At 45.6% G+C, this 12,409-nt stretch carries 13 protein-coding genes and 1 tRNA gene; 6 read left to right on the forward strand and 8 right to left on the reverse strand.

Annotation, left to right across the window (positions count from 1 at the left end; all coding sequences use genetic code 11):
- Positions 1-37: 37 nt before the first annotated feature.
- The 5 genes from KD145_RS22570 to KD145_RS22590 form a co-directional block, all read right to left on the reverse strand.
- Positions 38-460, reverse strand: a complete 423-nt coding sequence (locus KD145_RS22570; protein ID WP_212001861.1) for a BrxA/BrxB family bacilliredoxin — start codon at positions 458-460, stop codon at positions 38-40.
- Between the two features lie 135 nt (positions 461-595).
- Positions 596-796 carry a hypothetical protein gene (locus KD145_RS22575; RefSeq protein WP_212001863.1) on the reverse strand — a complete coding sequence of 67 codons (201 nt, stop codon included), beginning with the start codon at positions 794-796 and terminating at the stop codon, positions 596-598.
- A gap of 68 nt (positions 797-864) precedes the next feature.
- Positions 865-1,242 (reverse strand): hypothetical protein, encoded by a 378-nt coding sequence (locus KD145_RS22580; RefSeq protein WP_212001865.1) that lies wholly within the window; start codon positions 1,240-1,242, stop codon positions 865-867.
- A gap of 112 nt (positions 1,243-1,354) precedes the next feature.
- On the reverse strand, positions 1,355-3,745 hold the full coding sequence (locus tag KD145_RS22585) for an ABC transporter permease (RefSeq protein ID WP_212001867.1): 2,391 nt from the start codon (positions 3,743-3,745) through the stop codon (positions 1,355-1,357).
- A gap of 186 nt (positions 3,746-3,931) precedes the next feature.
- A complete protein-coding gene (locus KD145_RS22590) occupies positions 3,932-4,261 on the reverse strand; it encodes a hypothetical protein (protein WP_212001869.1) in 330 nt (109 codons plus the stop codon).
- Positions 4,262-4,541: 280 nt separating this feature from the next.
- Between KD145_RS22590 and KD145_RS32505 the strand changes: the two genes are divergently transcribed.
- The 4 genes from KD145_RS32505 to KD145_RS22605 all read left to right on the forward strand — a co-directional run bounded on the left by KD145_RS32505 (position 4,542) and on the right by KD145_RS22605 (position 6,244).
- Complete coding sequence (locus tag KD145_RS32505; RefSeq protein WP_256441229.1) at positions 4,542-4,667, forward strand: hypothetical protein; 126 nt, start codon at positions 4,542-4,544, stop codon at positions 4,665-4,667.
- Positions 4,668-4,691: 24 nt separating this feature from the next.
- Positions 4,692-5,525 (forward strand): AraC family transcriptional regulator, encoded by an 834-nt coding sequence (locus tag KD145_RS22595; protein ID WP_212001870.1) that lies wholly within the window; start codon positions 4,692-4,694, stop codon positions 5,523-5,525.
- A 70-nt stretch (positions 5,526-5,595) separates the two neighbouring features.
- Entirely contained in the window at positions 5,596-6,084 is a 489-nt protein-coding gene (locus tag KD145_RS22600; RefSeq protein ID WP_212001871.1) for a DUF1772 domain-containing protein, read from the forward strand.
- A gap of 85 nt (positions 6,085-6,169) precedes the next feature.
- A tRNA-Pro gene (locus KD145_RS22605) sits at positions 6,170-6,244 on the forward strand.
- Between the two features lie 79 nt (positions 6,245-6,323).
- On the opposite strand, the gene KD145_RS22610 is transcribed toward KD145_RS22605, so the two are convergent.
- Complete coding sequence (locus tag KD145_RS22610; protein WP_212001872.1) at positions 6,324-6,773, reverse strand: helix-turn-helix domain-containing protein; 450 nt, start codon at positions 6,771-6,773, stop codon at positions 6,324-6,326.
- 135 nt (positions 6,774-6,908) lie between these two features.
- On the opposite strand from KD145_RS22610, the gene KD145_RS22615 reads away from it, so the two are divergent.
- Entirely contained in the window at positions 6,909-7,832 is a 924-nt protein-coding gene (locus KD145_RS22615; RefSeq protein ID WP_212001874.1) for a zinc-binding dehydrogenase, read from the forward strand.
- Between the two features lie 114 nt (positions 7,833-7,946).
- Here KD145_RS22615 and KD145_RS22620 read toward each other — a convergent pair whose 3' ends face one another.
- On the reverse strand, positions 7,947-8,357 hold the full coding sequence (locus KD145_RS22620) for a VOC family protein (RefSeq protein WP_212001876.1): 411 nt from the start codon (positions 8,355-8,357) through the stop codon (positions 7,947-7,949).
- Positions 8,358-8,673: 316 nt separating this feature from the next.
- On the opposite strand from KD145_RS22620, the gene KD145_RS22625 reads away from it, so the two are divergent.
- Complete coding sequence (locus tag KD145_RS22625) at positions 8,674-8,973, forward strand: putative quinol monooxygenase (RefSeq protein WP_212001878.1); 300 nt, start codon at positions 8,674-8,676, stop codon at positions 8,971-8,973.
- 155 nt (positions 8,974-9,128) lie between these two features.
- Here the strand turns inward: KD145_RS22625 and KD145_RS22630 are convergent, their stop codons facing one another.
- Positions 9,129-12,335 carry a reprolysin-like metallopeptidase gene (locus KD145_RS22630; RefSeq protein ID WP_249219523.1) on the reverse strand — a complete coding sequence of 1,069 codons (3,207 nt, stop codon included), beginning with the start codon at positions 12,333-12,335 and terminating at the stop codon, positions 9,129-9,131.
- Between the last annotated feature and the right edge of the window lie 74 nt (positions 12,336-12,409).

Genomic DNA, 12,409 nt, shown 5'->3' on the forward strand with positions numbered 1-12,409 from the left:
AGGCCGGTCACCTGATCCGGCCTTTTATTTTTATGGACTATACAACGAATTCTTCAAAAATAGCCTGCAGATCGCTGGCTACTGCGCGGGCGTCTCTGCCTTCTATCCTGTGCTTAGGGATAAAATAAACCAGTTCTTGGTCTTTAAAAAATGCGATGGAAGGAGAAGATGGGGGAATATCTGCAATGTAGTTCCTGAAACGGGCGGTAGCCTCCAGGTCCTGGCCGGCAAACACAGTTACCACACGGTCCGGTTTTTTAATAGACTCATCTGTCATGATTTGTACTACTGCAGGACGGGCCATACCGGCGGCACAGCCGCAGACACTGTTAATAATCACCATGGTGGTGCCGTCCAGGGCCATAACTTTGTCTACATCTTCAGGGGTTATCAGTTCTTTCACACCCACTTCGGTCAGTTCATCTTTAAAAGGTTTTATTAACAAAGGAGAGTAGGGCATAACATTTACTTTTTTAGGTTAAAAAATAGGGTGAATCAAAATGTAGTTTTTATAACAGTAAAAAGCCTCAAAAAGTTATAGGCAGAAGTTGCCTGAAATAGAAAGCGTCCGGCATTTTACCGGACGCTTTTATAATTAATTGAAAACCTGAAAGTCAATTGTAGCAGGCTTATTGGCGTTTTCCGTATCTGGTTTGACTACTACCTCTATAGGTGCATCTTCTCTTATTCTGGGCATACTGATAGGCACACCCGCGAACAGGCACATACACATAGCGGCCATCATACAAAACAATACAATTCGCAATACCCGTAATACGGGTTTTAATTTTTTCATGGAGTAAAAATTTAGAATAATAAAACCACTGTTGCCGGAGAGGCAACATGTAATGAAGCATACTGGTATCAGGCGATCACAGGGAGTGCTTCTTCTGCAGTGGGCATTTTTACAGGAAGAGAAGGAGGAAAAGACTGGATCTGCTTACATTTTTCAGCAGCGCTGCGCAGCCGGACGTGAATTTGATTATCTGCAGCTGCCAGGGCCATGGCTACCGGTAAGTGGTAGTCCGCCACAGCCGGATGTAACAGCGACAAGGCCCTTTGATAACTGATCGTTTTTCTGCCCTTACAGGTGCCGGTATACACTTGTTCATCCTGTACGGCTGGTTTGTTGCAATACCCCTCATATGGCAGATAAAAGGCCGTACTGCATAGCGCAAACAATACCATCAGCCAGAGCGGCGGATGTTTTTTTACGGCACTGATATATGAACAAGGCATCATCTTTTAAAGGTAGTTATTTTATACTGAAGGGCCATAACAGCAAGGGCACCCATTTCTGGGTACCCTTGTAGTACTTCTAACATACCTGCGTTCGCATTTTAACGCAATATTTTTATTCTCCTCTCAGGCTTTTCACCAGATTGATGTTGATCGTCTTAATAGCCTGAAAACTAATAGTTCCCAATGCAATCAGCACTGCAATCATACCGGATAATACAAATATCCACCAGCTGATGCCTGTTTTATAGGCAAACTGTTGTAACCAGAGATGCATGGCCCACCAGGCTATCGGAGCCGCTATCAGGAAAGCGATGCCCACCAGCGACAGAAAACCGGATGACAGTATACCAAACAAGGAGGCTGCACTAGCCCCCATCACTTTACGGATACTGATCTCTTTGGCCCGTTGTTCGGCCGTGAATACAGACAGTCCCAATAGCCCCAGACAGGAAATAAAGATAGCCAGCACGGCAAAGATCACCGACAACCGGCCGGTCACCTGCTCACTTTTATACAACCGGGTATATTCTTCATCGGCAAACTGATAACTGAAAGGGAATTTGGGATTCAGCTTACGGCATAGCTGTTCAAGGCCTGTGAGCACCTGCCGCGCTTTACCCGGTTGTATCCTCACCAGAAAGGTGCCTGCCTGGAAGGTGCCGAATACGCCGGAAGCATTACTGTTGTCCAGCCGTAATACCAGCGGCTCTATCGTATTATGCAACGATTGATAATTAAAGTCTTTTACCACGCCGATGATGTGTCCGCGTTTACCCCAAAAGGTGAGTGGTTTGCCGACGGGGTCTTTGTAACCAATTTTTTTTGCGGCTGTTTCATTCAGAATATAGCCCACGGAATCAGTGGCAAACTCCCTGGAGAAATCACGTCCCTGCGCCATCTGAAGATGCATAGTGGAGATATAATCATACCCCACCGTAGAATGGGTAAAGTAGGATTTGGTAGCGGGGTTTCTGCCTTCCCAGTCAATGCCGCTGGTACGGCTTTCCAGACTGGTAGGGTTGCCCAGCATGCGGGTAACGGACACCACACCAGGAGTGTTGAGCGCTTCCTGTCTGAACACTTCTTTCTGAGAGCTCAGATCTCCATCTATCGGTATATACACCAGATTGACCCGGTCATATCCCAGGCTGGAGTCCTGGATATAGTTGATCTGTCTTGAAATTAATATCGTGGAGATGATCAGGATGATGGAGAGCACAAACTGAAAAGTTACCAGTCCCTTTCTGAACCAGCTGCTGCCGGCTCCTTGTGGCAGGGTGCCTTTCAGTACTTTGATAGGACTGAAGCCGGACAGGAACAGGGCAGGATAGCTGCCGGAGATGATGCCGGTGAACAATGTCAGTAAAGCCAGAGCGCCCCAGAACAGTGGCAGATGAGTAGGCAGGGACATCTGTTTGCCGGTGAGCGTGTTGAACACCGGCATCACGAGCAGCACCACCAACACTGCCAGCACGGCTGCAAAAACGGCTGTCAGCACGGCTTCTCCGATGAACTGGCGCACCAGTTGTCCGCGAACGGCTCCCAGTACTTTACGTACGCCTATCTCTTTCAGCCTTTTGGAAGAACGTGCCGTTGTCAGGTTCATAAAGTTGATGCAGGCGATCAGGAGAATAAACACTGCCACCAGGCTGAATAATTTTACATAAGTGATGCGGCCGCCGCTGATTTGTCCGTTTTCAAAGCGGCCATGAAGATACCTTTCATCATAACGTTGTAGGCCCAGTTCACTGTGGAAAGCGGCGTTATGCCGGTTGTAATCCTGCAGAAAGCTGGTTATTTTCTGTTCCAGCTTTGCGGCATCGGCGCCGGGACGCAGCATAATAAGGGTTTCCGGCCCGTTGTTGGCCCAGTCAGTGATCCAGTCGTTTTCCTGCTTCATGGCTTCCCAGTTAAGCAGGAAATCAAACTGCTGCGAAACATTGGCCTGCAAATCTTCAAACACAGCACTGACGGTAAAGTCGCGGTGGTTATCATACCGGATAGTCTGATGAATGGCCTTCTCCGCGCTGCCGAAGAAAGCTACGGCCATCCTGCGGGAAATGGCAATGTTTTCCGGGGCTGACAAGGCTTCCCGCGCACTCCCTTCCAGCAGAGGATAGCTGAACATCTCAAAAAAGTCAGCACCAGCTGCCCGGCCTTCTTCTTTCAATATTTTATCTCCTGCGGCAAAAGAGCTGGTACTGGACCATCCCAGGCCGGATGCCTTTTCTATCTCCGGCATAGAACGTTTCAGCTCTTCTGCCAGTAAACCAGGGGTGGCATAACCGGCATCTATGGTGCCCTCATGAAACATCTTTTCGTATACGCTGTACAAACGGGGCCCGTTGGCATGAAAAGCATCTACCTTTTTCTCGTCCTGTACCCATAAGAGGATCAACAGGCTGCAAGCCATGCCCAAAGCTAATCCCGAAATATTAATGACAGAAAAGCCCTTGTGTTTCCAGAGGTTTCTGATCGCAATCCTGAAATGACTGTTCAGCATTCCTTTTAGTTTTGGTCATTGGGGCCACTAGGATAGTGCCATTTTAATTCTATTGTGACTGTCAGATAGTTATGAAAGTTCAAAAATCGTGTGACGTCCGGTTTTGATACAGCCGGTTGTCCGGTTTTGCATAGATTGTCTCGTCCTGAAATAGCTATACAAGGTACAAATTGTTTGTGGTAAATGCTATACTCTTATGGTAGCTATGACTGCTGCCAGCAATGTTAGTGTCACCATCCAGTAGTATGCCTGCCGGGTGAAGGGTTTATCTGCAAAACGGATATTCATTACCGTTATTACTCCAAAGATCCCCAGTTTGGGTACTACCTTGTAGTAGTTGATAGCCGGGTATTTCAGGGCCACCAGGGCAATACCTGTAAGTAGAATGGCTATGCCCAGGAACAGTCCTTTTTTATCCCGGGGCGCTTCTATGTTGGTCCAAAGGGTGGCAAGGATAAACAGGTAACCGGCAAAGGCCATAAAATGTGTCAGCAGTAACAGGTTGAAAAGCAACATGGGAAAAGGTTTTAGATAGTTTGATTTATAGGGCAAAACTAAGACCGGGAAAGAGCCTGTTCATTCACCTGAGTTAATAAATTGAAAAGAGGGAGAAAGTTTTTTGCTGTTGATACTTTTAATAGCCTGTATACGTTTATGATACCATCGGATCAACGGGATGTTATCTTGTTCCAGTATAATTTCCCGTTTCAGCGGAACGCGATTATATTTATCCTGTCAAACCAATGCTTATGAGAAAAGGAGCGTATGCCAGCTTCCTCTGTTTTTTTTATAGCGATTGTCACCCCTGCTGCTGCAGCATTATACGGGATTTTCGCTGGACCACAGCCATCTGTTGAATGGTGCACTCCGGCTGATGCAGAATAAAACACGGGCGCTGCGCGGGTATTATGACCAGCAATAATTATAGCCCTTTTTATGTATTTTTATGAAGATGATAACCGCGGATAACCATATCAGGTACGAGCTTATTCCGGCGCCTGCTTACCTGCAGGCTTATATTCGTTATTTCTGGACCCTGGAGGGCGATGATCCCCAGGCGCTGGCCAAGGCCTTTGGGTCCTTGGTAGATGGTTGTCCGGGGCTGATTTTCCAGCATCCGGATGCCGGCACTTTTGTCCGGGAGAACAAGGAGCTGCCGGAAATTTTTCTGTATGGACAAACCACCCGGAATGTTGAAATCGCATCGCTGGGCCCGCTGAAGGCCACCGGCGTTATCTTCCACCCCAATGGACTGAAGTCGGTTTTTGGTATGAATGCCGGCGAGCTCACCAACGACTGTGTGGACCTGGGGCTGTTGCCCGGAAAAAAGACATTGCCGGAACAGCTGGCCACAGCTGGTTCTGCTACCACCCGGATAGAAGTTTTATCTGCCTATCTCCATAATAAAATCACCCAAAACAAAGCGACGGGAGACAGCATCGTGGAATATGCCGTGTCACAGATCATGGGCTCCAATGGCAGCACTTCTCTCAAAGATCTGCAGGACAAACTACAGCTCACAGAGCGTACCTTTGAACGGCGGTTCAAGGAGTATGTGGGCATCTCCCCGAAATTATTTTCCAGAATCTGTCAGTACCAGGCTTCCCTGCACCAGCTGAAAAGCAACGACTACAGTAAACTCTCAGATATTGCCTTTGAAAACGATTATGCCGATCAATCTCATTTTATCCGCTCCTTTAAGGAATTCACCGGCTGCTCTCCCTACCAGTTCCAGAAACTGCTGGATGAAACAGGTGAAGAAATATTGCTCATAAAATAATCCAGTGTCGGTTTTATTCAATTTTTAGTGTGCCCGCAGTTATAGCTTTGGGGTATAAATTATTTTCCAGATGAACACAAGACAGATCGTAATGATCATCGCTACCTTAACCGCTGCCCTGGTGGCAGGGTTGTTTTTTGGCTTTGCAGTATCCATCAATCCGGCTTTCACCCGCCTGCCCGATGCACAGTATATTACTGCAATGCAGGCTATCAACGATGTGATCGTTAATCCGTTGTTTATAAGTGCCTTCCTGGGAGCTGCGGTATTATTACCGGTAGCGGCTATTCAACAGCAGGGACGCAGAAAAGGGCTGCTGTGGCTGTCTGCCATCCTTTACATTGTAGGAGTGTTGGGTATCACTTCCGTAGCTAATGTGCCGATGAACGACGCGCTGGCAAAGGTACAGGTGGCCGGAGCTTCCGCGCAGCAGCTGGCTGACGCCCGCAATACCTTTGCCGGACCATGGAACGGCTGGCATAACATCCGTACTATCATCTCCGTGGTAGTTACCATACTGGCGATTATGGCCTGCCTGCAAAAAGAAGAAAGTAAATAATAGTTTTTTTGAGGAAGAATTTGGTTTTGTAAAATTTATACATACATTTGCATCCCGATTCGCCGATAAGGCGTTGCTGTCGGAACGGGGCGTAGCGTAGCCCGGTTATCGCGCCTGCTTTGGGAGCAGGAGGTCGCAAGTTCGAATCTTGCCGCCCCGACAGTATTGAACAAGGCAGCAGTAATGCTGCCTTGTTTGTTTTTATCACTTTCTGAAATGCAGTCCATTAGCAGAATAAATTATTTAATGGCGATTCGCTGGGCACGATTAACAGGCCAGTCCTGCTGCATTTCCGAAATATAACTATGTGCACTTTTTTCGCCCAATGTATCTTTTCCAATCAATCTTTTTCTGTGGGCCAGTCCCCAGGCCAGGAGTTCGAAGATGGCTTTATCCAGTGTTCTGCCGTAATCTGTTAATGTATATTCCACAGTAACAGGACGCGTGTCCAATACCTTTCGTGTTACCAGTTGATTTGATTCCATTTCGCGTAATTCCTTTGTCAGCGTTTTGGCTGATATACCATGCACGTGCCTTACAATATCCAGAAAACAAAGGCTGCCATGCTGCAGCAACGCACACAAAACCGGGATTTTCCATTTACCCGACAGCATAGATACAGCATCCATAATGGCAAGTCGATTATAGGAACATTCTGCAATTTGTTCAATACTGTCTTTCTTCTTCATATAACCTGTTAATGTGTTGTCAAATTACTCATTATTTTGATCGGTTACCAATCGGTAATCAGTTGCCTAAAGGTAACCAATGTCTTGCTGCAGCACCTGCCGAAATACCTTTGGGCTTTATTAAAACCCAATAATATGTCAGTTAAAGTAATAAGTATTAAAGCGTTTGGGAGTCCGGAAGAGCTGAGTGTAACAACAGTTGAACCCGTTAGAGCAGGGGCAGGACAGGTGCTTATAGCAGTAGAAGCCTGTGGTGTTGGATTAGTAGATGTATTTTTCAGAAAGGGGTTATTCCCAGGCCTTTCCCCTATAGGATTTGTGCCAGGTGTGGAGGTATCAGGGACGGTTATAGACGGAGCTGCGGAATGGATAGGAAAACGAGTATTTGCCAAAGTAGATAAGGGTGGTTATGCAGAGCAGCTTATTGCCGATGTCACCAGTATCGCTGAAATACCTGCTGCATTATCTTCAGAGGCTGCCGTTGCATTGGGTATTAACGCACTGGTAGCACATTTCTCTTTATTACAGGGACGCTGTGGAAAAGAGGAACAGGTATTGGTGAGAGGTGCGGGCGGCGGAATAGGTACTATGACGGCACAGTTGGCAAAGCTTAGAGGTGCGCAGGTAACGGCATCAACTACCTCACCTGAAAAACGCTCAATGTTATCAGCATTAGGTGTGCGGCAATTTGATAACGGGTATGAGGAATATGATGTGATCATTGATTCTGTTGCAGGAAATGACGTAACATCTTTCTTTAACAGGCTGAAGCCAAACGGCCGTTATGTACTTAATGGTGTTGCCGGCGGCTTTCCTCTACCAGATTTTGCGATGCCGCTGGTGACATCGCTCCAAAAATCTCTTGCAATTTCATTCCTTAGTCTTAATTCCGTTGCTGATAGCCAGTTGATGACTGCTATGACAGATATATTTACGCTGGCAGTACAGGGTAAGATCACTTCAGTAATTGACAAGGTTTATCTGCTGGAAGAAGCTGTGAGCGCGCATAAAAGATTGGAATCTGGTAAAGTGTTTGGAAAAGTAGTACTAAAAGTTTAAGGTGGCAGCATCTCCCGCTACCGGCATAGCCTTTAACAGATTAAAAAGAACTCCTGGTATTAACCGGGAGTTCTTTTTGGTTATATCTGCCTTTGAAGATGACACACAGCCTCCTTAATCTGCTTTTTCAAATCTTTTCTTCGCTTCTGCAGTCGCTGGTGTAAAAAAGTTAATAAGATTACCATCCGGATCCCTGAATAACAATGACCGGTTACCCCAGGGCATAGTAGTTGGTTTTTGAACAACAACTGTATCCAGGAAGGAGGCCAACGCCTCATAACTTTTATCAACGTCCTCCACTCTGAACTCAATGATAACTGAGCGGTTAGTGGCGGCTTTTGCCACTTCGTCTCCACCAAAAAATGCCAATGTCATGGTACTTCCAATAGCCAGAGATGCCAGGGGAGTACGTAGTTCAGCAAAATCATCGGTATACCATGTCATGGGGGTTCCGGTAACATGTTCATAAAATTGAACGAGGCGCTTAATGTCAGCAGTGATAATCCTGGCCGAAGAAAAATTCATAGTGAATGTTTTTGTAGGACAAAGGAAAATACCGTTAGTGACAACCCTATGTCAGTAGAGGTAAGCTGCTATTTAATATTTATAATAGTTACCTGCCTGTCCACCAGCCATCCTTTATTTATCCTTTTGAAGCCAACTAATAACTGCCGAAAATGAAGGGGGGATACTGCATATGAAAATTATAACGCTGGGAAAAGAAAAAAAATATGTTAATTTGGATTCCTTACTATGTGTATCGGTTTGTTCTTTTGATTCACCCAGGTGAAAATCAACATGCTCTGTTTTCAAATATTCGTTCATTTATAAAAACTATCTTATGGTGAATTGTGGATTATTAGTTAGACTAAATGCAAAACCGGGAAAAGAAGATGAATTAGCTGCTTTTCTGAGAGGTGGACTTCCGATCGTTTCAGGAGAACCAGCCACCATTAGTTGGTATGCTATTCAAATGGCGCCTTCTGTTTTTGGGATTTTCGACACTTTCAGTGACGATGCCGGCAGACAGGCACATTTGGCAGGCCAGTTAGCTGCAGCATTGATGGCAAAAGCCCCCGATTTACTGGCTGAACCTCCTACTATTGAAAAAATAGATGTACTGGCTGCTAAACAATCTTAAAATAACTAAAGGGTAGAGGTTTAAAAAAAGCAGCGTGGAAATCCTTCATCTTAATTATTGGAAGGAGGTATCCTCTTTAAATTAATTCATCTTAATAAGAAAAGCCAGTACCCGGATCGGTACTGGCTTTTCAGTATTGGGTTATGTATTGGTCTTTATTGTTTAACGATCTTCGTCATTTGCACTTGTTTTACGCCATTCTTAATCCTTACCATATAAACACCTACAGGCAAGGTAGAAATATCAAGCTGTGAGTTAACATTGCTCACTTCGCGACGCAATACTTCGCGGCCATTCACATCAAGGATACTCACTTCTGATTTTCCTGTGTAACCTGCAAGGTTAACGTACAGCACATTATTGGCAGGGTTGGGGAATACTTCCACTTTTTGCACTTTGCTGTCAGTAATATCTGTAACATCTGCAGCTTCAGCCCCGCGGGTGGCAGTACCTAATTGTACGCGTAAGGTATAACAAGAGGTGGAACTATTGGCGCCACTGTAACCATACACCTGTGCATAATAGGTACCCGGATTAACAGTCCTGCTGATAGTTTCATTGGTGGTACCACCTGCCTGTGAAATAGCAACCTGTGAACCTGCGCTGTTCAGCAGTTTCAGGTCATAATCGCCAGGCAAGGTGCGCAATGTAATAGTAATAGTGCCCTTGGTAGTGATCACAAATTTATAATTATCAACATCACCACTTGGGCTGATAAGACCAGTTACATCGGTATTAAATGGAATGGTTGCAGCACCGGCAGTTGTTCCATTGGTTGAATTATCCAATGGATTTGCACAACCTGATGAGGTTAAGGTAGTGAACTGTGCAGCGGCATATGTACTGCTGCCATTGGAACAGTTGGTTCTTACTCTCCAATCATATAATGTAGCTGATGTTAATCCGCTTACATTAACGGATGTGGAAGTGGTGCCGGTTGCGGCATTGGTCCATGTAGAGGATGTATTAGGTTTGTAATCTACATCATAGCTTGAGGCACCGCTTGCAGCTGTCCAGCTAACAGTAGCGCTGGCGGCTGTTACAGCTGAACTGGTTAAGCCAGTAGGCGCGTTACAAGTGTCTGTTGAGATGGTAGTAAACTGTGCAGCTGAATAAGCACTGCTGTCGCTGGCGCAATTAGTTCTTACCCTGTAATCATAAGTAGTTCCCTGTGTAAGACCTGTTAAGCCAACAGAAGTAGCTGTTGTTGCTGTTGCTGCATTGATCCATGTAGAAGATGTGCTGGCTTTGTAATCCACATTATAGGATACACCGCCGCTTGCTGCTGTCCATCCTACTGTAGCGGATGTAGTGGTAATAGCAGATGCAGCTAAGCCTGACGGAGAAGCACAGCCTGAACCGGAAGTAATAGTGAAGTTGGCATTGGAAATATCAAAGAAAATATTTCCTACAGCTTCTACTTTTATTCTGGCTGTTGTAGTGGGTGTATTGGGAATAGTTACAACCTCATTGCCGTCATTGGGAGTGCTGGCCACTAAGGTGTTGAATGTATTGCCACCATCTGTAGAGATGGATATTTTTACATTGGCGCAACTAACAGGGGATGCTGTTGAATTGGCGACATTCCATGTTATAGTTTGAGATGAATTGCCGGCCCATGATACATTGGTATTGGGAGAAGTCACTGCAAAAGGTCCTGATGTATTGGAGACGCTTACGGTCATATCGGCGAAATTGGTCTGACCGATAGTTACCGGTGGAGTTGGGCTATAGAGAACATTATCCCTTACCGTTAACCGGAATTTCAAAGTTCTTGTAACGGAACTTAAAGCTTCCGTATTGGCTCCGGCATCACCACCTGGCAATGGACCGGACACTAAACCACCTGCAAGAATAGTCTCCAGTTTGGGGAAATATCTTATTGGAGATGTAGTAGGGACATTTGATATCCAGTTAGGACCGGACGCCTTGGTAGGGCTGGCCACACTGGCAGTTCCTGTTTGTGCTGAGGAAGCATTATCATATTGCTCCCAGGAATAAGTCAGCACATCGCCGGCATTGGCATCAGTAGCTGAACCAGTAAGCGCAAACGGAGTGCTGATAGGAATAGTATAATTAGCGCCGGCATTGGCAACGGGAGTTGCGTTAGTGGCAGATATATCGGTGGTGATTGCGCAAGTCTTGCTGGCAAGATTGGACTGGATCTGTGCAATGGAAGCAGCATGATAATAGGCAATAGAGTGAGGAGCAAGGTCCTGGCTGGTAATACCGGCATAACCCATAATGGTAATCCCTGAACCAAGTTCCATATTAACGCCTGTACCTTCATTACTCATGGAGAAAGTATGGTTAGCTCCCAACTGGTGACCTACTTCATGCACTACATAATCGATATCGAAATTATCACCTTGCGGAATATTATCAGCAGGAGAAGTAAAACCACTTCCTTTTTGATTATCAACGCAAATGCAACCGATACAGCCAGCGTTACCACCACCACCGGATGCACCGAACAGGTGGCCGATATCATAATTTGCTGCACCAATCACAGAGGTTAATGTATTTTGTAACTCACTGTTCCACGCTCCACCAGCACCCGAAGCGGCATCGGAATATGGATCTGTTGCAGGATTGTAATAGATCACATTGGTTACTGTCGGGACCAGGTTAAGATGGACAGCCAGGTCTTTTTCATAAACACCATTGCAACGGGTAAGCGTAGCATTGATAGCTGCCAGTACCAAACCCACCTGTGAAGCGCTGGTGGCTCCAAAATAATTGGAGTATTCGGCAGTAACTGACTGTGCCAGCCGCAATGTTTTTGCATCGCCGGTTGACCTGGCAGTTGATACCTGCCTGTTGATGTCAGTTGCCATCTTTTGCTCAGGAGTAGAACACTTCCATGGTAAAGTCCTCGGTTGTTTTTTGAATACAGTATAGACTGTATGGTCGGCAGAATAAGGTTCAATAAATTCATTATCCCTTTCTGTACGGAAGACCATTGCTTGTATTCCCTGTGGAGAAATACTCAGCTTTAAGGTAGCCTGTTTGTCGGTGATACCTTTTCCGGAAAATGCCCTTATGTCCGGAAACTTAGCCTGTAATGCAGGGTCGAAATTGGAAGATTCTATAATTTCGAACTGTTCAATTTGTCCATCTGCATTAGGCAAAGAGATAATTGTTTTGCGTGCTTGCGCATTGCCTACCGTTTTGAATACTTCCTTACGCAAAGGATTAAAATTCAGGTCAAATAATTTGAATTCGGCCGGAAAGGCAAGTCGGGCTACAGATTTGTCGGTAGTAATCCTGACGGCATCGGTATGGGTTTTCCAATAGTCTTGCGCGAACGCAGTTGTGCTACACAACAATGCAGTTGCGAAGAGTAAAACTTTTCTCATCATAGTTTAGATTATTGGTGAAAAATGGTTGTTTCTATAAATGTAGTTTAACTCTCTGCGGTATAAATTGTACTGAC

Source organism: Chitinophaga sp. HK235 (assembly GCF_018255755.1).
Classification (GTDB): Bacteria; Bacteroidota; Bacteroidia; order Chitinophagales; family Chitinophagaceae; genus Chitinophaga.